The organism is Wenzhouxiangella sp. 15190 (genome assembly GCF_003417465.1).
In the GTDB taxonomy this organism is placed as follows: Bacteria; Pseudomonadota; Gammaproteobacteria; order Xanthomonadales; family Wenzhouxiangellaceae; genus Wenzhouxiangella.
This window is the reverse complement of sequence record NZ_QVMV01000029.1, coordinates 25,044-50,477: the sequence shown is the minus strand read 5'-3', so window position 1 is coordinate 50,477 and position 25,434 is coordinate 25,044. Positions and strand designations below refer to the sequence as shown.

Here is a 25,434-nt window from a genome sequence, read left to right as displayed (position 1 = left end):
TGTGCGAATACATGAGGATTCCGAGCACCGCCGGACGCCGTCAGGCGCACGCGCAGTAGTTTTTCACAGGTTTTCTAGTCGGCGACCGGCGCCGTCGCAGCAGAACTGCGGCAGACCACCTCCAGACCCGTACCGTCCTCGCGGATGCCGACTTCGACTTCCCCGCCCTCGGACAGGTCGCCGAACAACAGTTCGTCGGCCAGCGGCCGCTTGATGTGCTCCTGGATGATGCGCTTCATCGGCCGCGCGCCCATCTTCTCGTCGAATCCATGCTCGGCCAGCCACTCGCGCGCGGCCGTGCTGACCTCGATGCTCACACCCTTGTCGGCGAGCTGGTTCTCCATTTCCATGAGGAACTTGTCGACGACCTGCATGACCACCTCGATCGGCAGCGAGCGGAACTGGATGATGGCGTCGAGTCGGTTGCGGAATTCCGGCGTGAACTGCTTGCGGATGGCCTCCATCCCGTCGGTGGCGTTGTCCGATGGCAGGAAACCGATGCCGCGTCGGCTCATCAGTTCGGCGCCGGCATTGGTGGTCATCACCAGGATCACGTTGCGGAAGTCGGCCGTGCGCCCGTTGGCGTCGGTCAGTTTGCCGTGATCCATGATCTGTAGCAGCAGGTTGTAGACGTCCGGGTGCGCCTTCTCGATCTCGTCGAGCAGCAGCACGGCGTGCGGCGTCTGCGTGACCGCTTCGGTCAGCAGCCCGCCCCGGTCGAAACCGACGTAGCCCGGAGGCGCGCCGACCAGTCGGGAGACCGTGTGCGCCTCCATGTATTCGGACATGTCGAAGCGGATCAGTTCGATGCCCATGGTCATCGCAAGCTGGCGCGTGACCTCGGTCTTGCCCACGCCCGTCGGCCCGGCGAACAGGAAGCTGCCGATGGGCCGGTCCGCGTCGGCCAGGCCCGAGCGCGACATCTTGATCGCCGAGGCCAGGGTCGAGATCGCCTCGTCCTGCCCGAAGACCACCATGTTGAGGTCGCGTTCGAGCGTCTCGAGCGCATCGCGATCCGAGCGCGAGACCTGTCGCGGCGGAATACGCGCCATCTTCGCAATGACTTCCTCGATTTCGGTCACGCCGATCTGTTGGGTGCGCTCTTCCTCGGGCTTGAGCCGTTCGCGCGCACCGGCTTCGTCGATCACGTCGATCGCCTTGTCCGGCAGATGACGGTCGTTGATGTGACGCGAGGAAAGCTGGGCCGCCGCTTCGAGCGCCTCGGGCGTATAGGTCACCCCGTGGTGTTCCTCGAAGCGGTACTTGAGCCCGTTGAGAATCTCGATGGTCTCGCCCACCGAGGGCTCGACGATATCGATCTTCTGGAAGCGCCGAGCCAGCGCGCGATCCTTCTCGAAAACACCACGGTATTCCTCGAAGGTGGTCGAGCCGATGCAGCGCAGATCACCATTGGCCAGCACCGGCTTGATCAGGTTCGAAGCGTCCATGACGCCGCCCGAAGCCGCACCGGCGCCGATGATGGTGTGAATCTCGTCGATGAACAGCACCGCCTTCTCGCGCGACTTGAGCTCGGCCAGCACGGCCTTGAGTCGCTTCTCGAAGTCGCCGCGGTACTTGGTGCCGGCCAGCAGCGCGCCTAAGTCCAGCGCCCAGATTTCGGCATCGTGGAGCACCTCCGGCACTTCCTCGCGGACGATGCGCAGCGCCAGGCCCTCGGCCAGCGCCGTCTTGCCGACTCCGGACTCGCCCACGTAGAGCGGATTGTTCTTGCGCCGCCGGCAAAGGATCTGGATGGTGCGTTCGACTTCCAGCGCCCGGCCGATCAGCGGGTCGATCTTGTCGGCCTTTGCGCGTTCGTTGAGATTGGTGGCGTAATTGGCCAGCGCGGACTTTTCTTCTTCCGCGCCGCCTTCGGCCGCCTGCGCCGCCTCCGCGCCGGCCTGGGGTCCGGTCTCGTCGGTCTTGGCGATGCCGTGCGACAGGTAGTTGACCACGTCCAGGCGCGCCATGTCCTGCTTGCCCAGCAGATAGACGGCATGCGAGTCCTTCTCGCTGAAGATCGCCACCAGCACGTTGGCGCCGAGCACTTCCTTCTTCTCGGCCGACTGCACATGGTAGAGGGCGCGCTGCAGCACCCGCTGGAATCCGATGGTCGGCTGGGTATCACGCTGATCGCCCTCGGAGAGCACGGGCACGGACTCGTCCAGCGCCTGGTCGAGCTCGTGACCGAGCAGCTGAACATCGACGCCGCAGGCCAGCATCACCTCCCGCGCCGAATCGTTGTCGAGCAACGCCAGCAGCAGGTGCTCCACCGTCAGGAATTCGTGGCGTTTGCTGCGGGCCGTGTGATAGGCCTGCGAAATGGAGAGTTCAAGTTCCTTGCTGAACATCTGGGCAACCTTGCGCGTACGGCAAATTATGTGACTTCAAAATGGTGAGACCCTGAACGTCGCCGATGATTCCACGGCCTGTATCAGTCATCCGTCTCCTCGAGGGTGCACTGTAGCGGATGGTCGTGCTCTCTGGCGTAGTCATTGACCATCACGGTCTTGGTCTCGGCGATTTCGTAGGTGTAGACGCCGGCCACCCCGCGGCCCCGGGTGTGCACATGCAGCATGACGCTCGTGGCCTTGTCCCTCGAGAGACTGAAAAAGCGCTGCAGAACCTCCACCACGAACTCCATCGGGGTGAAATCATCATTGAGGATGACGACCTTGTAGAGCGGCGGCTTGCGTACTTTCGGGCGGGCTTCCTCGAGCGCCAGGCCGTCGCCGCTATTGGGGTCGTGATGCTGTTCGTTATCGCTCATCGAATGCTGCGTTGAATGACGTTGCTCACGCTCATCATACTGCGGCAGCCGTGAGGGCTTTTCAAGCACCTCAATGCAGGCTCCCCGACCCCCGCTGAAGGCCTCGTCCACACCCTATATTCAAAACTATTCATGAAATTGCAATTGCCGCCGGGAAGTGGCACGCTCGGTTTATTACACAATTGAAAAAATTTGCGAGAAAAGAGGGGGTTGCGTTGCACATTCGGAGCAAATTCGTGATGTCCTTCTCGCTGAGCGTGGCGGCCATTTTGTCGCTGTTGTTGACCCTGTACTCGCGCACTGACTTGCATGCCCAGCAACCAACGGATGCGGGCCACATTGCCAGCGCAGTCTATCTGGAGGATGCACCAACCGTCGTCGCCGAGGAACGCGGCTTGTTCGCCGATCAGGGCAATCAGGCCGAAGTAACGCATCACGCATCGGGCAAGCTGAGCATGGCGAAACTGCGCGACGGCGAGCCACCGGGCACCAGTGATGCCGTCAATGAACCGTCCCGGCGCGGCCGCGATATCCATCCGCGCGAGGCGACCTGGGCCGACGCCACCCTGGCCGCCGCGGCACTGATCTTTGGTGCCCTGTCTGTCATTGTCATCGGTTTCATTCACCGCCGTGTTGCCCGCCCCACACGCTCGATCACAAACACGCTCGAACGACTGCGCAAGGGTGAAACCGGCGCTCGTGCACCGGTGACCGGAAACGACGAGCAGCGGCGCCTGGCCGAGACGCTCAACAAGACGCTCGACGAACGCGATGCGGCGGACGCGGAGCTGATCGAACGCCAGGAGAAGTTGCAATCCGCGCTGGAACGCCTCGCCGATACCCGCGACCGCATGGTCCGGGCCCAGGCCATCGCCGATATCGGCAGCTGGGATTTCGATCTCAAGAACGAGCGGCTCGAGTGGAGCGACCAGGTGTTCAGGATTCTCGGCCTAAGACGCGACGAGTTCGACGGCAGGCTGGAGACCTTCTTCGAATGCGTCCATCCCGAGGACCGGGAATGGCTGCGCCAGCAAATGACCGAATGGCTGGACAGCGGCGGTGTGCTCGAGGTGGATCACCGAATTGTACGGCCGAACGGGGACGTCCGCTGGGTCCGGGAGCAGGCGCAGGTCATCCCGGACCCGAACGGTCGACCCGCTTCCACGACAGGCACGGTGCAGGACATCACCGACCAGCACCGCCTAGACGAGCGTGTGAAACAACTCCAGCTGCTCATCGAAAGCTCGGATGACTGGTACGGCATCATCGACGAATCCTACAGATTCCTCTGGGCCAATCGCGCCTACATCGAGCGGTATGGCCTCGACCCGGACGCCCTGCCGGGAACGCCACTCGCCGATATCGTCGGCCAGACCTATTTCGAAAGCGTACTTCGACCGCGTGTCGATGCCTGTCTTGGCGGAGAAATACAGCGTTTCGAAACAACACGGGATTTGCCCGGGCAACCTGACCGGAAATTGCTGGTTCGCTACTATCCCGTGGATATGCTCGGGCGAACGACCCGCCTGCTGGGTGCAGTCATCACCGATATCACCGACGTGCGGCGGGCTGAAGCCGAGGTAGAGCGGCAGGGCCGCCTACTCGACGTGGCCGGCCGGGCCGCCCGCTTCGGCGCCTGGTCAGTCGATCTCGAGTCGAACCGGATCGAGTGGTCGGACGTGGTGGCCGAGCTACACGGCATGCCGCACAGTTATTCGCCGACGGTTGAAGAAGGCATCCAGTTTTATGCGCCGGAGTATCGCGAGCGGATTGCCGATCTCTTCTGGGCCTGTGCCAAACTCGGCGAGCCTTACGACGAGGAGCTGCAGGTCATCGATGCAAACGGTCAACGCCGCTGGGTACGGGTAGTCGGCGAAGCGGTACGTGACGAAGAGGGCGACGTCATTCGCGTACAGGGGGCGTTCCAGGATATCTCCCCGCGAAAGGAGCTGGAGTCGGAAAAGAGTCGTCTGGCCGACCGCCTGGCGGCCATGCTCGAAGCCATTACCGACGGCTTTGTCGCTTTCGACGAGCAATGGCGGTATACGTACGTCAATGCCGAGGCGGAACGGATGCTCGGCAAATCGGCGAGGGAACTGCTCGGAACCAGCGTCTGGGAGCAGTTTCCCGACCTCGCCGGAACGCCCACCGAACGGGCATTGAAGGAGTCGATGCACGAGCGCGTCTCCAGTACGGCGGAGGAATTCTTCGAACCCCTGGATGCCTGGTTCGAGGCGCACGCCTATCCGTCGGAAGAAGGCGTGGCCGTGTTCTTCCGTGACGTTACAGAAACCCGGCGCATGCTCGAGCAGCTCCAGGCGCATCAAGCCGCACTGCGCGCCTCCCGCGACGAACTGGATGCCGCACTGAATACCCGCCAGATCCTGATCAACTCCCTGCCCGCCCATATCGCCATGCTGGATGAAAACGGCACCGTCCTCGATGTCAATGACCAGTGGCGCCACTACGGTGAACAGAACCAATTCCACAACGGCAGTTCCGATTTCGGCGTCGGCACCAACTACGTCGAGCTATGCGAAGCCGCCGAAGGCGAGGGCTCGGAGGAAGCGAAGATCGTGGCGGACGGTCTCAGGGACGTACTTCAGGGCGAGCGGGAAACCTTTGCACTCGAATATCCATGCCATTCCCCCGACAAGCAACGCTGGTTCCGCGTGATGTTCAGCAGGTTGTCGACGGAGGGAACCGTAACCGGGGGTGCCGTCGCCATGCATATCGACATCACCGAGCGCAAGCGCGCCGAGCAGGAAATCAATCGCCTCGCCTACCAGGATCCGCTGACCGGCACGCTGTCACGCAACGGCTTCGTCCGATCCCTCAATGAGCGGCTCGAGCAGGAAGGCTGGCCGGACAATGGCGTCGTCGCCATCGTCGACGTGGTCAACCAGCACGATATCAACGACGCTCACGGATACGACAGGGGCGACCGTCTGCTGGTCGCCCTGAGCCGGCGCCTGCAGAACCTCGCGGGTGACCGGGGTCTGACCGGCCGCACCGGCGGAGACGAGTTCGTCGTCTATTCCACACTTGCGGACACGGACAGACCGCACGCATTTCTGGACCGGCTCGAACAGGCCGTCGAAAAGCCTTTCCACCTCGACGACGGCGATCTCGCCATCGAGATCGACTTGCGGATCGGCTACACCACCCTGGGAGAAGAATCGCGCGATGCCCACGATCTGATCCGGGAAGCCGAACTGGCCCTGTTCGAGCATCGCCGGCGCGCTTCGGCCGGGGAAGGCCGCATTCCCTTCACTCACGACATCCACGAGCGGACACGCCAGCGCATTCGGCTCACCCGTGAGCTGGGCCGCGCGCTCGAGGCCGAGGAGTTCGAGCTGCACTTTCAGCCGAAGGTAAATCTTTCAGACGGCAGCATGATTTCGGCCGAGGCGCTGATTCGCTGGCGGCATCCGGAACGCGGACTGCTTTCCCCCGGACTTTTCATTCCGGTGGCCGAGCAGAGCCAGCTGATCGGACCGATCGGCGACTGGGCGCTACGCGCCGCCTGCAGGCAGTTGCGCGACTGGCGACGCGACAAACTCGACGCCATTCCCGTGTCGGTCAACGTCTCGCAGGTCCAGTTCATGCTGGGCGACTTCTCGGCCAAGGTTCGTTCGGCGCTGGAGGAGTTCGACGTCGCCCCCGAACATCTTTCACTCGAGATCACCGAGAGCGTCTTCGAACGACAGTCCGAGCGATTGCTTTCCGAGATCCACGAATTGCACAAGCTGGGTGTGCGGCTGTCTCTGGACGATTTCGGCACCGGCTATTCCTCGCTGCTGTACCTGCAGCGCTATCCCTTCGACGAAATCAAGATCGATCGCGGCTTCGTGAATCGCCTGCTCGACGATGCGTACAGCCGTGACATCGTGCTCGCCGTCATGAACCTGACGCGCGCGCTCGATGCCGAGGTCGTCGCCGAAGGCATTGAATCAAAAGAGATTTCCGAAGCCCTGCTCGAGATGGGCTGTGAAGTCGGACAGGGGTTTTATTATAGTATGCCCCTGGAATCGGAAGATTTTCGCTGGTTGCTTCGCCAGCGCAGCAAGCTGCCCTTGGGCGCTTCAAAACGGGACGCGGCCGGTCGCAGCGACCTTTGACTGAATACAGGTGGATATGAACATGAGCGAAGCGGATTGGCGCCTCCAGAAACAGGCAACCGGCATCCCGGGGCTGGACCGGCTCACCCACGGCGGTCTGCCCAGGGGCCAGGCGACCCTGGTCCTGGGCGATCCCGGGACCGGCAAGACCGTGCTCGGTCTCCAGATTCTGGCGAACGCGGTGGAACAGGGCGAGGGAGGTCTGTTCGTGACCTTCGAGGAATCGCCGGCCCAGCTCAAGCGAAACGCCGACTCGTTCTCCTGGGGCGGCACGCTGACCGAATCCAAAGCCTGGTCGGCGATCGACGCGCGCAGCAGTATCGGCACCGAAATCGCCGGCGGCTTTGATATCGACGGCCTGCTGGCGGTGATCACGAGCCGCGTAAAGGGGCGGAAAGATCCATGGATCGTCATCGACGGCATCGACCAGCTGCTGCAGCGCCAGCCCGAGCCAGGGGCCGCCATCGACCAGGTGCGGCAGATCAATGATCACTGCGAAAGGCACGGCTGGACCCTGCTGCTCAGCGGCAAGACCGGCGATTCGGGGCTGTCGCCCCGGTACCTCGAGGGCATCGAGTTCATGCTCCCCACCATGGTGCTGCTGACGGCCAGGGTGATCGACCGGCGCCTCAACCGGTTCCTGCGCGTGGCCAAGTACCGGGGATCGGATCATATGACCGACGAGATCCCCATGGTCATGAATTCCCGGGGCATCCAGCTGCCGTACGTAACGGCTCCGGGCGAATGGCGTGCCAAAGCCGATACCGAGCGTGTCAGCACCGGCATCGAGCGCCTCGACAAGCTGCTCGGCGGCGGCCTTTACCGCGGCTCGAGCCTGCTGATTTCCGGCCGTCCCGGCACGGCCAAGAGCACGCTGGCGGCGAGCATCGCGCAGGCGACGGCAGAGCGGGGCGAGAGAGCCCTGCTGGTCAGTTTCGACGAGATGGAGGCGCCCTATGTCCGCAACCTCGTCTCCGTGGGTCTCGAGCTTCAACCCCAGATCGACGAAGAGCGCATTCGCTTCTATTCGCGTTCGGCAACGGGTTGCCTGATCAGCGAGCACCTGCTGGAACTGCAGCGGCTGATCGAAGACTTCCGGCCGCACTGCCTGGTCATCGACCCCATCTCGGCGCTGCTCAAGGCGCCCGGCTCCGAGGGCCCCCGCCCGGCGATCGAATGGCTGATCGATCTGACCCGCAAGGAAGGCATAACCGCCGTCATGACGGCGCTCACCGACGAGGGCGACCCGGAAGGCGAGTCCACGCTGGGACAGGTATCGACCATCGCCGACACCTGGATTTCGCTCGACTACAACGTGCGCGCCGGCGAGCGTAATCGCTCCATTTCGATCGTCAAGTCCCGCGGTACCGCGCACTCCAACCAGCAGCGCGAGTTGCTGCTTTCCGACGACGGCGTTGATCTCGCCGACGTCTACGAATTCGGCACCGAAGTCCTGATGGGAACCGCCCGCGCCCAGAAGCAGAGTGAAGAGCAGTCGGCCATGCGCCGCGCCGCCATGGAACGGGAGCGACGCCGCAAGGATCTCGAACGCCGCGTTGAACAGGCGCGCAACGAGCTGTCCCGTCTGACAACCGAACTGGAGCTTCAGGAACAGGAGGCCAAAGAGTCCAGCCGGATCGCATACCGTCATGCAGAGGCTGTGACCCGAGGGCGGCAACCCGATGCACAGGACGATGAAGGAGGTGAAGGGTAATGAATTCGGGCAAACAACAAGTCGAATCGACTGTCCCGGCCTTGACGCTCTTCGTCACCGGAGATGCACCGCGTTCCCGACGCGCACGCAGACACCTCAACGCCGCACTGAAGAAGCTTGGCCAGGATTCGATCAAGCCGCTGGAGATCGATCTGCTCGAGCACCCCGAACAATCGATCAATCACTCCGTATTCGCCACCCCCGCCCTGTTGAGAGCCAGGAACGACGGCGAGATCTCGGTCATCTACGGCGATCTCTCCGACGAAAGCAAGTTGCTTGATTTTCTCGGCAGCTTCAACGATTGATCGGCCAGCAGTCCTCGCCGCCCCCTCCGGTTTGGCGCATCGCTTTCCCCGGCCGCCGCAACGGTAGCGTGGCGGCCGGGGAAATCCCCTTCAGGCGCTCCTGGCGTCGTCGAACTGGTCTTCCTCGGTGGATCCCGACAGTGCGCCGAGCGAGGACTGGCCGCCGCTGATCGCCTGGGCAAGCTCGTCGAAATAACCGGTGCCGACCTCGCGCTGGTGGCGAGTGGCCGTGTAGCCCTGCGATTCGGCCGCGAACTCGGCCTGCTGCAGTTCCACGTAGGCCGACATCTGGCGTTCCTTGTAGCCGCGGGCGAGCTGGAACATGCTGTGATTGAGCGCGTGGAAGCCGGCCAGGGTAATGAACTGGAACTTGTAGCCCATCGCGCCCAGTTCCTTCTGGAACGTCGCGATCTCGGCATCCGACAGGTTCTTCTTCCAGTTGAAGCTCGGCGAACAGTTGTAGGCCAGCAACTTGTCCGGGTACTCGGCGCGGATGGCCTCGGCGAACTGCTTCGCCTCGCCCAGATCCGGCTTCGAGGTCTCGCACCAGACCAGGTCCGAATAAGGCGCATAGGCCAGGCCGCGGGCGATGGCCTGATCGAGACCGGCCCGGGTATGGTAGTAGCCTTCGGACGTGCGCTCACCGGTGATGAAACCCCGATCGGACTCGTCGACATCGGAAGTGAGCAGGCTGGCGCCCATGGCGTCGGTCCGGGCGATGATGATGGTCGGGACGTTGGCGATGTCGGCGGCCAGACGCGCGGCCACCAGTTTCTGCACCGCCTCGCTGGTGGGTACCAGCACCTTGCCGCCCATGTGACCGCACTTCTTGGCCGAGGCGAGCTGGTCCTCGAAGTGCACGCCCGCGGCACCGGCATCGATCATGTCCTTCATCAGTTCATGGGCGTTGAGCACGCCGCCGAAGCCGGCCTCGGCATCGGCCACGATGGGCGCGAACCAGTCGATTTCGCCCTCCCCTTCGGTCGACTGAATCTGATCCGCGCGCTGGAAGGTGTTGTTGATTCGGCGAACCACCGACGGCACCGAGTTGGCCGGGTACAGTGACTGGTCCGGATACATCTGACCGGCGATGTTGGCGTCGGCCGCGACCTGCCAGCCCGACAGGTAGATGGCCTTGAGACCCGCACGCACCTGCTGAAGGGCCTGGTTGCCGGTCAGCGCGCCGAGCGCGTTGACGAAGTCTTCTTCCTGCATCAGATCCCAGAGCTTTTCCGAACCCATGCGGGCCAGGGTGTGCTCGATGGTCACGCTGCCCCTGAGGCGAATCACCTCGTTGGCGTCATAGGGCCGTTCCACGCCCTTCCAGCGCGGATTCTCCAGCCAGTCGCGTTCCATCTCGATGATCGGGGTGACGTCCTTGTTCATGCATTCGCTCCGGTAATGTCAGTCGAGCCGGTCGTAGGCCGGCAGGGTTAGAAATTCGACGAAGTCGTCATCGGCGGTGACTTCGAAAAGCAGTTCGGCCGCATGCAGGAAATGGCCGCTTGCGAAAGCCTCGTCGCCGACGTCGGCGCGAATCTTCTCGAGCTCTTCGCCCTGCCAGCGGCGGATCAGGTCGAGGTCGATGTCGCGGCCGTCCTCGAGTACGCCACGGGCATGCCGGGCCCATTGCCACAACTGGGCGCGGGCGATTTCGGCAGTGGCGGCGTCTTCCATCAGGTGATTGATCGGCACGCAGCCCTGCCCGCCCAGCCAGGCACCCATGTAGCGGATGGCGACGTTTATGTTGCCGCGCACCCCCGCTTCGGTAATGCTGCCCTCGCAGGGAGCGATCAGGTCGGCGGCGCTGACTTCCACGTCTTCGCGCTTGCGGTCAAGCTGGTTCGGCTTGTCACCGAGGTGCTTGTCGAAAATCTCCATCGCGAGAGAGATCAAGCCCGGGTGGGCGACCCAGGTACCGTCATGACCATCGCCAGCCTCGCGCTCCTTGTCGTCGACGACCTTCTGGATGGCTGATTCGTTGGCCGCCTCGTCACCCTTGATGGGGATCTGCGCGGCCATGCCGCCCATGGCGAAAGCGCCACGCCGGTGGCAAGTCTTGATCAGCAGTTGCGAGTAGGCCTTGAGAAAGGGAACGGTCATGCCGACTTGTGCACGATCCGGAAGCACTTTGTCAGCATGTGCGCAGAACCGCTTGATATAACTGAAGATGTAGTCCCAGCGACCGCAGTTGAGGCCGACGATGCGGCTCTTGAGCGCGTGCAGGATTTCGTCCATTTCGAAAACCGCGGTGATGGTCTCGATCAGAACGGTGACCTTGATCGTGCCCGGCTCGAGTTCCAGCGTGCCCTCGATATCGGTCAGCACCCTTTCCCATAGTTCAGCCTCGTGCCGGTTCTCCAGCTTGGGCAGGTAAAGGTAGGGACCGCTGCCCTGATCGATAAGCGCGTGCGCATTGTTGTAGAGGTAAACCGCGGCGTCGAAGATGCCGCCCGGGACGGACCGACCGTCGACTTGCACGTGCTTTTCGTCAAGGTGCCAGCCGCGCGGACGCACGATCAGAACCGCCGGGTCCGGATCGAGCCGATATTGCTTGCCGTTGTCAGCGGTGAATTCAATATTGCGGCGCACGGCATCGAACAGATTCACCTGCCCGTCGACCATGTTGTCCCAGGTCGGCGTCGATGAATCCTCGAAGTCGGCCATGAACACCTTTGCGCCGGAATTGAGGGCGTTGATGATCATCTTGCGATCGACCGGACCGGTGATTTCCACGCGCCGGTCACGAAGATCCTCGGGAATCGGCGCTACTTTCCAATCCGCTTCACGGATATCGGCGGTCTCAGCGGGAAAATCCGGAACCGCGCCTTCGTCGAGGCGGGCCTGAAACGTCTGGCGGGCTTCAAGCAAGGCATCCACACGCTCGCGATAGCGGCTGCCCAGGCGCACCAGGAGCCGCCGCAGGCCGTCGGAGAAAAGCGGTTTCGCCGCTGCGGGCAATTCCCGGCTCAATTCGAGTTCCCTGCCTCCGGGCTGATCGAGATCGTGATGTTTCGACTGCTTGTTCATCAACTCCCATTCCGTGGCGTATGGATACGTGAAGCCTAGAGCCCGAGCAACTATTTGTCGAATTAAATCTTCCGATCTTATATATCACTTTATGTAATACTTCACACTTCACACTGAACACTTCACACTTGTTTCAATGGCTTACAAGGGCAATCTCCACAAGCACCTGCGCGCATTCATCCAGACGGCGCGAACCGGGAGCGTCTCCGCAGCCGCGGAACGACTGTTCCTGAGCCAGCCTTCCGTCAGCCAGCAGATCCGGGCCCTGGAAGAGGAACTCGGACGCCCCCTGTTCGAACGACACGGGCCCCGCCTGCAGCTCACCCCCGCCGGAAAGGCCTTGCTGGAAATGGCCCGTCCCCTGGTCGACCGCCTCGATGCCCTGCCCGACGAATTCCAGCGCCGTTACGGCTCGCTCGATACCGGCGAGGTTCGCATCGCGGCGGGCGAATCGACCATTCTCCACCTGTTGCCGTCGCTGATGATGCGCTTCCGCCGCCAGCATCCCGGCATTTTCGTGCACCTGCACAACGTCACCGGCGCGGACGGCCTGGGCATGATCCGCAATGACGATGTCGATTTCGCCGTCGGCTCGATGCTCGACGTGCCCGACGACATCGACTACCGTCCGATCTGGCATTTCAATCCCGCGCTGATCACCAGCAGCGATCATCCCCTGGCCCGCCGCCGGGACATCGACCTGACCGACATCAGCCCGCACGGCCTGATTCTCCCGCCGCGCAGGCTCAGCACGTACCAACTGGTCGACCTGGTCTTCCAGAAGCACGGCCTGCCCTTCCGGGTGAACCTGGAAGTCGGTGGGTGGGAGGTGATCAAGCGTTATGTCGCACTCGGCATGGGTATTTCGATCGTCACCAGTATCTGCCTGACCGAGACCGACCGAAAGCAACTGGTGGTGCGCGACATGAGCCGCTATTTTCCGCCTCGCTCCTACGGGGTGGTGCTGCGCCGCGGCGCCTATCTCTCACCCCAGGCCGAGCGGTTCATCGATTTGATGAGCCCGGATTTGTTCGGGGAGTAAGGATTGGAGTTGTCACGGGCAGTGCCGGGCGAAATGCGCCCCTGAATGATGTACGGCCCGGCGGGCACCTCTCGCCTAGAGTCGTTTTGGCACCATTATGATTCGTATTGCTGCCGTTTCACCAACACTGCAACTAGCAAGATAACGGCGCTCAAAAACGGAAGGTAACGGAGAGGGTTCCGCATCATTCAGGAACCCATTTCGCCCGACACCACCCGCTCTGACGGGTTGGGTGGCTATTCACGGTGAGCAGCAGCCTCCTCCAACCTTACAGGTGGTGAGTAGTGGGTGCTGTCTGCAAAAAGTCGGGCGCGGAAGAGCCGCCAGGTTCTCCGCGCCTTCCGCACCTGTGCACATCGAGGAAGCATCAACCTCTAAGCAAGCAAGGCGGTAACATGACTGAAATCAGACGACTCCAGGTGAGCGGGCCCGTTACGGCCGTTCGCCCGAGTTTTTCCAGACAGCACCCGCTGCTCACCACCTCGCCCGCACAACTCGAAGCGCCAAAATGAACCCTCGCAAACCGCCAACCCAAACCCCATATGCGAAAGCATGAGTGATCTGATCATGGTGGCCATGTCCGGCGGGGTGGATTCGTCCACCGTGGCCTGGCTGTTGAAGCAGCAAGGCGAAAATATCGCCGGCATGTTCATGAAGAACTGGGAAGAGGAAGACACCGTCAGCGGCTGCACGGCCGAGGACGATGCCGCCGATGCGCGACGCGTGGCCGAGATCCTCGGAATCAAGTTTCACGGCCGCAACTTTGCCGCCGAATACTGGGACGACGTGTTCGAGCACTTCCTGGCCGAACTCAAGGCCGGGCGCACGCCCAACCCGGACATCCTGTGCAACCGCGAGATCAAGTTCCGCACCTTCGTCGAGCACGCCCGCGATCTGGGTGCGAAGGCCATCGCCACCGGCCACTATGCACGGCGACGCGATAACGACGACGGGACGGTCTCGCTGCTCAAGGGCATCGACCACAACAAGGATCAGAGCTATTTTCTCTATGCCCTCGACCAGGAACAGTTGTCGCACGCGCTATTTCCGCTGGGTGAACTGACCAAGCCCGAAGTGCGTGAACTGGCAGCACGGGCCGACCTGCCGGTAGCCGACAAGAAGGACTCGACCGGCATCTGCTTCATCGGTGAGCGGAACTTCGATTCGTTCATCGCCAACTATCTCGACGCCGAGCCGGGCGAGATTCGTACATCCGACGGCACGGTGATCGGCACCCACCAGGGGCTGATTCACTACACGCTGGGCCAGCGCAAGGGCCTCAATATCGGCGGACTCAAGGACTTTCCCGAAGCCCCCTGGTATGTAACCTTCAAGGATATCGAAAACAACGTGCTCTACGCCGAGCAACAAACCGATCATCCGACCCTCATGTCGACCGAACTCAAGGCCGGCGAACTCAACTGGGTTCGCCGCCAACCGGAAATCGGCGAGCGCCTGCACGCCAAGGTGCGTTATCGTCAACCCGACCAGGCCTGCCGCATCGAGGCGATCGACGAGGATCGCCTGGTGCTTGCATTCGAACGACCACAACGGGCGGTGACGCCCGGTCAGGCTGTAGTTCTTTATGATGACGAAGAATGCCTCGGCGGCGGCACCATCACGGCCAACAATGCGCCGTTGCCCGAACAGCTCCGAAACACAACGCAAACGGAATCCGTCAAAGCATGAGAGACGCCACCATCGCCTTCGCCGGCATGCTCCAGGCCAGCGAGCTCGTCCGCCAGATCGCCACATCCGGCACCTGCTCGGGCCAGGCGGCCCAGGCCAGCGTGGCCAGCATCTTCAATCGCGACCCGGAATCCACAGAGGATGTCTACGGGGGTATCGGCGGCGTGAGGATGGGCTTGCGCGTGATGACCGAGCTGTTCAGCGCGCGCAACAACCACGAAAGCCTTCAGTCCCTCAACTACGCGCTGGGACTGGCCAAGCTGGGCAAGCAACTGCGGCGGGACAAGAAAAGGCTCAATGCCGTCGGTGAAGAACTCGAACTGGTCGGCAAGGCCTGGCGCGATGCCTCGGAGACGCTGGACGACAGCGTGACCTCCCAGCTGGCCGACGTCTATCAGCGCCACATCTCCACCCTGGGTTTCCGCCTGTCGGTCAATGGCCGCCCCGAATATCTCAAGCAAGCCGACAAGGTCGCCTTCGTGCGCGCCTTGCTGCTGGCCGGGCTGCGCTCGGCCATCCTCTGGCACCAGGTCGGCGGCCGCCAGTGGCGGCTCGTTTTCCAGCGAAAGAAGATGCTCGAGCAGGCCCGTTCATTGCTGACGGCCTGAGCGCCCCCATCGGGCCCCAACCGGGCCGATGCGCGACAACCGCCATGCTAAAATGATTGAATGGCGCCGGGCCCGGTCGCCACGACCACATTCGCCCGGTTCACCCGATTCTGACTGAAGGAGAGTCCCATGCGTGACGAGCTCGGCTGTCTCGATCACTTCAAGGCCAACGGCAAGGAATACGGCTTTTACAGCCTGCCGAAGCTGGCGGAGCAACACGAACAGGTCAAGAAGCTGCCCTACTCGCTTCGTATCCTGCTGGAGAACCTGATGCGCTTCGAGGATGGCAGCAACATCACTGTCGACGATGTTGCCGCCCTGGCTGAATGGGACCCGAAGTCCGAACCGAGCCGGGAGATCTCGTTCACGCCCGCCCGCGTGGTCCTTCAGGATTTCACCGGGGTACCGGCCATCGTCGATCTCGCCGCCATGCGCGAGGCCATGAAATCTCTTGGCGGCAAGGCAGACCGCATCAACCCGCTCTCCCCGGCCGAACTGGTCATCGACCACTCCATCCAGGTCGACAGTTACGGGCAAGCCGACTCGCTCGACGTCAACAACCAGATCGAGTTCAAGCGCAACAAGGAACGCTACGCTTTCCTGCGCTGGGGCCAGGGCGCCTTCGACAATTTCAAGGTCGTGCCACCCAACACCGGCATCGTCCACCAGGTCAACCTGGAACATCTCTCGCGCGTCGTTTTCGACGGTGAAGTCGACGGCCAGCCCATGGCCTGGCCCGACACCCTGGTGGGCACCGATTCACACACCACCATGATCAATGGTCTCGGCATCCTCGGCTGGGGTGTCGGCGGCATCGAGGCCGAGGCCGCTATGCTGGGACAGCCGATCTCGATGCTGATTCCGCAGGTCATCGGCTTCAAGCTGACCGGCAAACTGCCGGAAGGCACCACGGCCACCGACCTGGTCCTGACGATCACCGAAATGCTGCGCGAGAAAGGCGTGGTCGGCAAGTTCGTCGAGTTCTTCGGCCATGGCTTGTCGCATCTGCCGCTGGCCGACCGGGCGACCATCGGCAACATGTCGCCGGAGTTCGGCTCCACCTGCGCCATCTTCCCGATCGACGAGGAGACCATTCGCTACCTCGAACTCTCCGGCCGCAGCAAGGAACGCCTGGAACTGGTGGAAACCTATGCACGGGCCCAGGACTTCTGGCGCGATGACGAAGATCCCGACCCGGTATACAGCGACGTGCTCGAACTCAACCTGGGAGACGTCGTCCCCAGCCTGGCCGGCCCCAAGCGGCCGCAGGATCGCGTGTTGCTGAGTGAGGCCAAGGACACCTTCGTGCACCAGCTTTCGGACATGACCAAGTCTCGTGACAACGAGCGCGACTGTGAAATGGATCGCTTCGCTGGCGAAGGCGGTGGTACGGCCGTGGGCGCAGCCGAGATTCCCGGTGCGGCCGAAGTCGAGTACAAGGACCAGACCTTCATCCTCAAGGACGGCGCAGTCGTCATTGCCGCCATCACCTCCTGCACCAACACGTCCAACCCGGCGGTCATGCTCGGCGCCGGCATAATGGCACGCAACGCCCGGGAGAAGGGCCTCAACGTCAAGCCCTGGGTCAAGACCTCGCTCGCTCCCGGCTCCAAGGTCGTCACCGACTACCTTGAAAAGTCCGGGCTGGACGACGACCTCGAGGCCCTGGGCTTCTACACGGTCGGCTACGGCTGCACCACCTGCATCGGCAACTCGGGCCCGTTGCCCGAGCCGGTCGAGGAGGCCATCAAGGAGCACGAAATGGTGGTCTGCTCGGTGCTGTCCGGCAACCGAAATTTCGAGGGTCGTATCCATCCCGAGGTCAAGATGAACTACCTGGCCTCGCCACCGTTGGTGGTGGCCTATGCCCTTGCCGGCCGCATGGATATCGACCTCGTCAACGAACCGCTGGGCGAGGATCCCGACGGCAATCCAGTCTACCTCAAGGACATCTGGCCGGATGCACACGAGATCCAGGATTTCATCCAGTCGAATGTCACCACCGAAATGTTCTCAAAGGAATACAGCCACGTCTTCGAAGGCGACGAACTGTGGAAAAGCATGGACACGCCAACCGGCGAGATGTTCGACTGGGACGAGGACTCCACTTACGTGCGCAACCCGCCCTTCTTCGAGGGCATGGATATGGAGCCCGAGCCGATCGGTGATATCACCGGCGCACGGGTGCTGGCCAAGCTGGGTGATTCGGTCACCACTGACCACATTTCGCCGGCCGGCGCCATCAAGCCCGACTCCCCGGCCGGCCGCTACCTGCAGGAAAAGGGCATCCACCCGGCCGACTTCAACTCCTACGGCTCGCGCCGTGGCAACCACGAGGTCATGATGCGCGGTACCTTCGCCAACGTGCGCATCAAGAACCAGGTCGCACCGGATACCGAAGGCGGATTCACCACCTACTTCCCGGACGACGAAGTCATGCCGATCTACGATGCGGCCATGAAGTACCAGGAAGACGGCACGCCGCTGGTGGTGCTCGCCGGCAAGGAGTACGGCTCGGGATCGTCGCGCGACTGGGCGGCCAAGGGCACGCGCCTGCTGGGTGTAAAGGCCGTGATCGCCGCCAGCTTCGAGCGCATTCACCGTTCCAACCTGATCGGCATGGGCGTACTGCCGCTGACCTTCGCCGACGGCGAGGATGCGGAAAGCCTCGGCCTGGACGGCACGGAAACCTTCGACATCACCGGCCTGAAGGACGGTACCGAGAAGGAAGTCGAGGTCAAGGCCACGCACCCGGAAGGCAAGGAAACGACCTTCAAGGCCAGGGTACGCCTGGATACGCCGAAGGAAATCGAGTACTACAAGAACGGCGGCATCCTGCATTACGTACTGCGGGACATGGCGAAGGCGGCCTGACCCCCTTCAAGTCAACTTTGAAGTAAGGGCCCGCCACTGGCGGGCCTTTTCTGTTGTGGGTTGGGTTCTTTTGGGGCGCTGCGGTTGGGGAGACGGGGCATGCTTCGAGTTCATACGAAATCGAAGATTTCCAAATCACTCGAACCATGCCCCGTCTCCCCACCCTCCGCTCAGGCACCTTCTGCTCACTCAAGGCGGGTGCCGGGTTGCATGCCGGGCGATTTGGAAATCTCGGATTTCGTATGAGCCCGGCATGCAACCCGGCACCCGCCGCCCCCCAGACTCAGGCTTCGTCCAGATCCAGGTAAACCGGCAGCTCGTGGTTTCGCCGGTGGGCGAAGATGAGCTGGGTTTCGATGTGGTCGACTTCCGGGCGTTCGGTAAAGGCCGACAGGGCGAGTTCACGAAGATGGGCCGAGTCGCGCACGGCTACGTGTACGAGGTAATCGTTGGCACCGGCCACGTGGAAGATTGTGATCACTTCGGTCACCGAATCCAGATGCCGTTCGAAGGCCTCGACGTCCGAGCGCGCATGTCGGGACAGGCGCACCGCCACCATCGCCTGCAGGCCGATACCCAGCGCATCCGGATTCACTTCGGCGTGATAACCGGTCAGTACGCGAGCCATGCGCAGCCGGCGCACCCGCTCCAGGCAGCTCGATTGTGCCAGACCCGTCTTGGCGGCCAGTTCCTTGTTGGACATCCGAGCATTCTTCCGCAGAAGCTGCACGATTCGGGCATCTTTCGAATCCAGTTCAATATTTGGTTTCATAACCGATATTATTTCGGGATAGAACATTATTACCGAATATGCTCCTACAATGGCACCCGTTTGACAACCCGGGAGCCGCAACATGAGCAGCTACGACCACACCACCGGCGTGCACGCCGGTCGCGAGGACCTGCGCCAGCTGGGCGTCCATGCCCTGCCGGTCGACCTTTCGACCACCTATCCGCTACAGGATCTGGCAAGCGGTACGGCGAGCCTGGATGCCCTGGTCGCCGGCCAGGCCGAAGCCGAGAATCCCGTCTACGCCCGGCTGCTCAACCCGACGGTAGCGCGCTTCGAGAAGGCGCTGGCGCGGCTCGAGCGCGCCGAAGCCGCCGTGGGCTTCGCCTCCGGCATGGCCGCGCTGACGGCCATCGTGCTGGCCACGCAGGAATCCGGACGCGAGATCGTCGCCGTGCGGCCCATTTACGGGACCAGCGACCACCTGCTCGACAGTGGCTTGCTGGGCAACCGGGTGACCTGGACCACCGCCGATCAGGTGGCCGAAGCGGTCTCCGACGAGACGGCTTTCGTCCTGATCGAGACACCGGCCAACCCGACCCTGGAACTCGTCGATATTGCCGATGTGGTTCGCCAGGCCGGCGACGTGCCGGTAGTGGTGGATTCGACCTTCGCCACACCGGTCCTGCAGCAGCCGCTCGAACTGGGCGCTGCGATTGTGCTTCACAGCGCGACCAAGTTTCTCGGCGGCCATGGCGACGTGATCGCCGGCGCCGTCGCGTGCAGCGAGGCGCGGGCGGCGAAGCTGCGCCAAGTTCGTGTCGCCACCGGTGCGCTGATGCATCCCTGGGCGGCCTACCTGCTGCATCGCAGCCTGCCGACCCTGAAGCTGCGCGTCGAACGCGCCCAGCAGACGGCAATGGACCTGGCCGAAAGGCTGTCCGGCCATCCGGCCGTCGGCCGGGTCTTTTATCCGGGATGGAACGACGCAGCGCAGCGCGACCTTCTCGAGCGCCAGATGAGCGGCGGCGGCTGCATCCTGGCCTTCGAGCTGGAAGCGGGCTACCGGTCGGCCTCAACGGTGATGCAGAACGTATCGCTGATGATGCCGGCCGTCAGCCTGGGCTCGGTCGACACCCTCATCCAGCATCCAGCCGGCCTGACCCACCGCGTCGTTTCCGAAACCGGGCGCGAATCGGGCGGGATCGGTGACGGGCTGCTGAGACTGTCGGTCGGCCTGGAAGAGGCTGACGATCTGTGGGAAGACCTCTCGGACGCGCTCAGGGCAACCCGTCGGGCGCCCACTGGTCCATCATCTTGCGCTGAGCCGATTCAAGGCGCGTTCCCATCAGCGCGGAAAAGTGCCTGAGCAGGGCATAGCCGAACTTCGGTTCGGCCTCGGCGCGTTTGAGAATCGCCAGCCCGTCGAAATCCAGCACTCGGGTCTTGCCCGACGCCCGGGCATTGAAATGCCAGCGGTAGGGCTCGATCAGCCAGGACCAGCCGAAGATCTTGCCCGGCCCCAGCCGCGTGACCTCCATTGACGGCCCGGTCAGGGCCGGCACCTCCACGACCAGTTCCCCCTCCAGGACCAAAAAGAATCGGTCGGCTGTATCGCCGTGCCGGGCCAGAAGCTGGCCGTCCTCGAATCGGCTTTCGGTGGCATGTTCAGCCAGCCACTCGCGATATTCCGCTTCCAACTCGCCGAAGAACTCCACATTTTCCAGACGTTTCGCGATCTCGTTTGCTGTCATGACGGGACTCCGTTGCGGCGGCGGAAGAATCTCATATAAGTCTGGGGACTCCTTTGCGCCGCGTCAATTCTTTCGCGACCGTGAACGTGCTAGTCTGATAACATACGTTACCGTATGGTAGTTTTGTTGTGACAGCCCACCGTTTAGGAGCCACCGAATGCCGAGCTACACCGGACCCGTCGAAGACTTCCAGTTCCTGATCAAGGAATTCCTCGACCTGGAGACTTGCAGCGACCTGCCCTCGCTCGGGGACCTCGACAACGACCTCATCGATGCTGTACTCGGCGAGGGTGCGCGTTTTTGCGAGTCGGCACTGCAACCGCTCAATGCCTCCGGTGATGCGGCCGGCTGCCGTCTCGAAGGCGACGAGGTCACCACGCCCGAGGGCTTTCGCGATGCCTACCGGACCTACTGCGAAAACGGCTGGCCCGGCCTGACCGCCCCCCCGGAGTTCGGCGGTCAGGGCATGCCGCATATTCTCGGCATCGCCATGTCGGAGATGATCACCGCCGCCAATACTTCCTGGGGTATGTACGCTGCCCTCTCCCACGGTGCCTGGGAGCTGATCAGTGCACGCGGCAGCGAAGCACAGAAGCGAACCTGGCTCCCGAAAATGATCGCCGGCGAATGGACCGGCACCATGAACCTGACCGAACCGCACTGCGGCACCGACCTGGGCCTGGTGCGCACCCGGGCCGAACGACGGGACGGCGGCAGTTACAGCATCTCCGGCACCAAGATCTGGATTTCCGCCGGCGAACATGACCTGGCCGAGAATATCGTGCACTTTGTACTCGCCCGCACGCCCGACGCTCCGAAAGGAACGCGTGGATTGAGCCTGTTCATCGTGCCCAAGTTCCTGGTAGACGAAGACGGCGAGCTCGGTGAGCGCAACGGCGTGACCTGCGCCGGCCTCGATCACAAGATGGGCATCCGCGGCTCGGCCACCTGCGAGATGGTCTACGACAAGGCCGTCGGCTATCTCTTTGGTGAGGAGCAGCAGGGGCTTCCCCTGATGTTTTCGATGATGAACGGCGCCCGCCTGGGCACCGGCATCCAGGGCCTGGGCCTGGCCTCGGTGGCCTACCAGAATGCGGTTGAATTCGCGCGCGAACGCCTGCAGGGCCGCAGCCTTGACGGCGCCAGGTATCCCGACAAGCCCGCCGACCCCATCATCGTGCACCCGGACGTCCGCCGCATGTTGATGACCTCGAAGGCCTTCGTCGAAGGTGCCCGTGGACTGGCCGTCTACACCGCGTTGCAACTCGACATCGAGCACAACCATCCCGATGCTGACCAACGCGAACGCGCCAGCCACTGGGTCGCCCTGATGACGCCCATCATCAAGGCCTACTTCACCGACATGGGCTTCGAGGTCACCAGCCTGGCCATGCAGGTTCACGGTGGTGCCGGCTACATCGTCGACACCGGTGTCGAACAGTTCATGCGCGATGCGCGCATCTCAAGAATCTACGAAGGCACCAACGGCATCCAGGCCCTCGATCTGGTCGGAAGAAAGCTGACGGCGGCCAACGGAGAGGTGGTGAAATCCTTTTTTACCGAAGTCGACACGCTGATTGGCGCATGCAGGGACGATGACGGCATGTCGGAGTTCATCGAGCCATTGAGCGAAGCCGCCGAACGGCTCAAGAAGACAACGGCCGGGGTCTACCAAAGAATGGCTGCCAACCCGCTGGAGGCCGGCGCGGCTTCGGTGGACTATCTGCATCTGTTCGCGCTGACCGCCATGGCCTGGTCCTGGGTGGCCCAGGTTCATGCGGCACGCAAGGCACAGGCTGCCGGGCGGCTGAACGATGCCATTGTCGAAAACAAGACACACACGGCCCGTTTTTTCATGCAGCGCATGCTGCCTGAGGCGCTCGGACTGGTAGACAAGATTGCAGCGGGTGCCGATACGCTCATGGCACTCGACCAGGACGCATTCTGACAGCGGTGCCGGCCTGCATTCAGGTCGGCGATCTGCCACAATACAGCGCTTGGTCCAACCTCGAATCGAGCGCTGCATCTCGATAGCCGCCGGTGACGCGTTGAACTTGAACCCTTGAGGGAGAGCAAGCGGATGACCAAGACGCTGCGGATGCCGCACACGCTGGTGTTGATGTTCATGATGATGATCGTCGCACTGGTGCTGACCTGGGTGCTGCCGGCCGGCAGCTTCGAGACCGTCACCAACGACAGCGGTCGCGAAGTCGTCCAGCCGGGTACGTTCAGCCTGATCGAGGACGCCGATACGCTGGCACCCTGGCACCTTTTCACGGCCGTCCCGAGGGCCATGGCCGATGTTCAGGGCATCATCTTCTTCGTGCTGCTCATCGGCGGCGCTCTGGCGGTCATCCGCAGGACCGGCGCCATCGAAGCGTTCCTCGGCACGGTCATTCAGCGCTTCGGCAACAATGCCTTCTGGCTGATTTCACTGGGCGTATTCCTGTTCGCTGCCGCTTCGGCCACGCTCGGCATGGCCGAAGAGTACATTCCACTGGCAGCCATCCTGATCTCGCTGTGCGTGGCCATGCGCATGGACACGGTCGCCGCCATCGGCATCATGGTCGTCGGCTACTGTGTCGGCTATGGGGCGGCCATCCTCAATCCATTCACCCTGTTCATCGCCCAGGACATCGCCGAGCTGCAGCCGGGCTCGGGCATCCAGTATCGAGCGATCATCTTCTGGCCCTTCCTGGCGATCGGCATCCATCACGTCTGGGCCTACGCACGCAAGGTTCAGCGCGATCCGGAAGCCAGCCTGGTCCACGGTATCGAATCGGCCCAGCCGCCGACGCAGAGCGAGCTGCCGGAGCTGACCAAAAGGCGCCAGGCAATCCTGGGGGTCACCGCCCTGGCCCTGGGCGTTCTGGTCTACGGGATCGTTCAGCACGGCTGGTACCTGGTGGAACTGGGCGCGATGTTCATCGCCCTGGCCATTGCAGTTGCCCTGATCGACCGCATGACTTTCGACGACCTGGCGAAGACCTTTTCCCTCGGCGCATCCGAACTGGCCGGAACGGCGATCCTGATCGGCTTCGCCAAATCGATCGCCCTGATTCTCGAGGACGGTCAGGTCCTGCACACCATCGTCAACGCCATGGCCTCGCCACTGATCGACCTGCCGGCGGAGCTGTCGGCCGTCGGCATGCTGGGCATCCAGAGCGTGATGAACATCTTCGTGTCTTCGGGCAGCGGTCAGGCCTACCTCACCATGCCGCTGATGGCGCCGATCGGCGACCTGGTCGGCATCACACGCCAGGTCTCGGTGCTCGCCTACCAGTTCGGGGACGGGTTCATGAACATGATCGTGCCGACGAACCCGGTGCTGATGGGAATTCTCGGCCTGGCGGGCATCCCCTATGACCGCTGGTTCCGCTTCATCTTTCCGCTGATCCTGAAACTGCTGGCGGCGGCCGCCGTGGCGATGGTGGTGGCGGTTCAAATCGGGTACAGCTAATTTGAACGTGTTATGAGTGTGAAGTGTGAAGTGTGAAGTGTGAAGTGTGAAGAGGCGGGCGTTAGGCGAGAGGTTCAAGTTTTGTGTTTTGCGGCTTGCGGCTGACGTGGTGCGTGTTAGGTGTTACGTGTTTAGGTGCCAGCAGAACGCTATCTCATTGATCCTTAACACTTAACACTTAACACTTCACACTCAGTAAACGCATAGTCGTCCGCCGCGGGTGTCAATCGACGTAAAGGGAGCTGACGGACTCCCCTTCGGCCATTCGGCGGATGGTTTCGGCCAGCATCTGGGCGACCGACAACTGGCGGATGCGCCCGGTGTCACGGGCGGCCTGGCTCAAGGGGATGGTGTCGGTGACCACGATTTCGTCGATGCGCGAATTGTTGATGTTGTCGACGGCCTTGCCCGACAGCACCGGGTGGACACAATAGGCAACGACCTTCTGAGCACCCTTGTCCTTGAGCGCCCCGGCGGCCGAACACAGCGTTCCGGCGGTATCGATCATGTCGTCGACGAGTACGCAGATCTTGCCATCGACATCGCCGATGAGATTCATGACCGTCGCCTCATTGGCGCGCGGGCGACGCTTGTCGATAATCGCCAGTTCGCAATCCAGGCGCTTGGCGATGGCACGGGCGCGAACCACACCGCCGACATCGGGCGAGACCACGATAATCTCGTCGGAGGTGTAATGCTTCCAGATATCGGCCAGGGTCAGCGGCGAGGCGTAGACGTTATCGACGGGCACGTCGAAGAAGCCCTGAATCTGGTCGGCGTGCAAGTCGACCGTCACGACCCGATCGGTGCCGGCCACGGAAATCATGCGTGCGGCGACCTTGGACGTGATGGGAACGCGCGCGGAGCGCGGGCGACGATCCTGACGCGCATAGCCAAAATAGGGAATGATCGAGGTCACTCGATAGGCTGAAGCCCGCTTGAGTGCATCGATCATCACCAGCAGCTCCATGAAATTCTCGGCCGTTGGCTGACAGGTCGGCTGAATCAGGTAAATGTCGCGACCGCGAACATTTTCCATGATCTCGACCATGACCTCGCCGTCGCTGAAACTCCCGACGTTGGCACGGCCCATGGGTACACCCAGATTTGCGGCGATGGCCTGGGCAAGTTCCGGGTTGGCGTTCCCGGCGAATACCATCAGCGAGGGATGACTCAAGACAATACCCCGTTTTGAAAATGGCAGGGACGGCAGGACTCGAACCTGCGAATGCGGGGATCAAAACCCCGTGCCTTAACCAACTTGGCGACGTCCCTGCAAGACGAAAACTCAGTAGCCCGCGAATCTGTCTAAGGCGCCGATCGCGATGGCGGGCATT

Annotated in this window: 17 protein-coding genes and 1 tRNA gene; 10 read left to right on the top strand and 8 right to left on the bottom strand. The window is 62.5% G+C overall.

What is annotated here, in order from left to right:
• Positions 1 to 74: 74 nt before the first annotated feature.
• Together clpA and clpS are read right to left on the bottom strand one after the other, a co-directional pair.
• Complete coding sequence (gene clpA, locus DZK26_RS08530) at positions 75 to 2,351, bottom strand: ATP-dependent Clp protease ATP-binding subunit ClpA (protein ID WP_116897903.1); 2,277 nt, start codon at positions 2,349 to 2,351, stop codon at positions 75 to 77.
• A gap of 83 nt (positions 2,352 to 2,434) precedes the next feature.
• Positions 2,435 to 2,770, bottom strand: coding sequence for an ATP-dependent Clp protease adapter ClpS (gene clpS, locus DZK26_RS08525; RefSeq protein WP_116897906.1), 336 nt, complete (start codon positions 2,768 to 2,770; stop codon positions 2,435 to 2,437).
• A 239-nt stretch (positions 2,771 to 3,009) separates the two neighbouring features.
• Between clpS and DZK26_RS08520 the strand changes: the two genes are divergently transcribed.
• The 3 genes from DZK26_RS08520 to DZK26_RS08510 are packed head-to-tail and all read left to right on the top strand — an operon-like array spanning position 3,010 to position 8,910.
• Positions 3,010 to 6,891 carry an EAL domain-containing protein gene (locus tag DZK26_RS08520; protein ID WP_147306636.1) on the top strand — a complete coding sequence of 1,294 codons (3,882 nt, stop codon included), beginning with the start codon at positions 3,010 to 3,012 and terminating at the stop codon, positions 6,889 to 6,891.
• 22 nt (positions 6,892 to 6,913) lie between these two features.
• Positions 6,914 to 8,605: an ATPase domain-containing protein gene (locus DZK26_RS08515; RefSeq protein WP_116897905.1), complete on the top strand. Its 1,692-nt coding sequence runs from the start codon at positions 6,914 to 6,916 to the stop codon at positions 8,603 to 8,605.
• Positions 8,605 to 8,910 carry a circadian clock KaiB family protein gene (locus DZK26_RS08510; RefSeq protein WP_116897901.1) on the top strand — a complete coding sequence of 102 codons (306 nt, stop codon included), beginning with the start codon at positions 8,605 to 8,607 and terminating at the stop codon, positions 8,908 to 8,910. Before DZK26_RS08515 ends, DZK26_RS08510 begins: the two co-directional genes overlap by 1 nt.
• 90 nt (positions 8,911 to 9,000) lie before the next feature.
• On the opposite strand, the gene aceA is transcribed toward DZK26_RS08510, so the two are convergent.
• The gene (gene aceA / locus DZK26_RS08505; RefSeq protein ID WP_116897900.1) at positions 9,001 to 10,296 is read right to left on the bottom strand and encodes an isocitrate lyase; all 1,296 of its coding nucleotides are present in this window, start codon (positions 10,294 to 10,296) and stop codon (positions 9,001 to 9,003) included.
• A gap of 18 nt (positions 10,297 to 10,314) precedes the next feature.
• Positions 10,315 to 11,940, bottom strand: coding sequence for a malate synthase A (gene aceB, locus DZK26_RS08500; RefSeq protein ID WP_116897899.1), 1,626 nt, complete (start codon positions 11,938 to 11,940; stop codon positions 10,315 to 10,317).
• 136 nt (positions 11,941 to 12,076) lie between these two features.
• Between aceB and DZK26_RS08495 the strand changes: the two genes are divergently transcribed.
• The 4 genes from DZK26_RS08495 to acnA all read left to right on the top strand — a co-directional run bounded on the left by DZK26_RS08495 (position 12,077) and on the right by acnA (position 18,153).
• A complete protein-coding gene (locus DZK26_RS08495) occupies positions 12,077 to 12,982 on the top strand; it encodes a LysR family transcriptional regulator (protein WP_116897898.1) in 906 nt (301 codons plus the stop codon).
• Positions 12,983 to 13,534: 552 nt separating this feature from the next.
• Positions 13,535 to 14,671, top strand: a complete 1,137-nt coding sequence (mnmA, locus tag DZK26_RS08490) for a tRNA 2-thiouridine(34) synthase MnmA (RefSeq protein WP_116897897.1) — start codon at positions 13,535 to 13,537, stop codon at positions 14,669 to 14,671.
• Positions 14,668 to 15,279: a high frequency lysogenization protein HflD gene (hflD, locus tag DZK26_RS08485; RefSeq protein ID WP_181918348.1), complete on the top strand. Its 612-nt coding sequence runs from the start codon at positions 14,668 to 14,670 to the stop codon at positions 15,277 to 15,279. Before mnmA ends, hflD begins: the two co-directional genes overlap by 4 nt.
• Positions 15,280 to 15,408: 129 nt before the next feature.
• Positions 15,409 to 18,153 (top strand): aconitate hydratase AcnA, encoded by a 2,745-nt coding sequence (gene acnA, locus DZK26_RS08480; RefSeq protein ID WP_116897895.1) that lies wholly within the window; start codon positions 15,409 to 15,411, stop codon positions 18,151 to 18,153.
• 283 nt (positions 18,154 to 18,436) lie between these two features.
• On the opposite strand, the gene DZK26_RS08475 is transcribed toward acnA, so the two are convergent.
• Positions 18,437 to 18,925 (bottom strand): Lrp/AsnC family transcriptional regulator, encoded by a 489-nt coding sequence (locus DZK26_RS08475; RefSeq protein WP_116897894.1) that lies wholly within the window; start codon positions 18,923 to 18,925, stop codon positions 18,437 to 18,439.
• Positions 18,926 to 19,007: 82 nt separating this feature from the next.
• Here DZK26_RS08475 and DZK26_RS08470 point away from each other — a divergent pair, with 82 nt between their 5' ends.
• Entirely contained in the window at positions 19,008 to 20,252 is a 1,245-nt protein-coding gene (locus DZK26_RS08470; protein ID WP_116897893.1) for a PLP-dependent aspartate aminotransferase family protein, read from the top strand.
• Here DZK26_RS08470 and DZK26_RS08465 read toward each other — a convergent pair.
• The gene (locus DZK26_RS08465) at positions 20,164 to 20,637 is read right to left on the bottom strand and encodes a Crp/Fnr family transcriptional regulator (RefSeq protein WP_116897892.1); all 474 of its coding nucleotides are present in this window, start codon (positions 20,635 to 20,637) and stop codon (positions 20,164 to 20,166) included. The genes DZK26_RS08470 and DZK26_RS08465 overlap by 89 nt on opposite strands.
• A gap of 157 nt (positions 20,638 to 20,794) precedes the next feature.
• On the opposite strand from DZK26_RS08465, the gene DZK26_RS08460 reads away from it, so the two are divergent.
• Both DZK26_RS08460 and DZK26_RS08455 read left to right on the top strand, forming a co-directional pair.
• Positions 20,795 to 22,585, top strand: coding sequence for an acyl-CoA dehydrogenase C-terminal domain-containing protein (locus DZK26_RS08460; protein WP_116897891.1), 1,791 nt, complete (start codon positions 20,795 to 20,797; stop codon positions 22,583 to 22,585).
• 132 nt (positions 22,586 to 22,717) lie between these two features.
• Positions 22,718 to 24,097 (top strand): YfcC family protein, encoded by a 1,380-nt coding sequence (locus tag DZK26_RS08455; protein ID WP_116897890.1) that lies wholly within the window; start codon positions 22,718 to 22,720, stop codon positions 24,095 to 24,097.
• 223 nt (positions 24,098 to 24,320) lie between these two features.
• On the opposite strand, the gene DZK26_RS08450 is transcribed toward DZK26_RS08455, so the two are convergent.
• A complete protein-coding gene (locus DZK26_RS08450; RefSeq protein WP_116897889.1) occupies positions 24,321 to 25,256 on the bottom strand; it encodes a ribose-phosphate diphosphokinase in 936 nt (311 codons plus the stop codon).
• 39 nt (positions 25,257 to 25,295) lie between these two features.
• Positions 25,296 to 25,372 (bottom strand) — tRNA-Gln (locus DZK26_RS08445).
• Between the last annotated feature and the right edge of the window lie 62 nt (positions 25,373 to 25,434).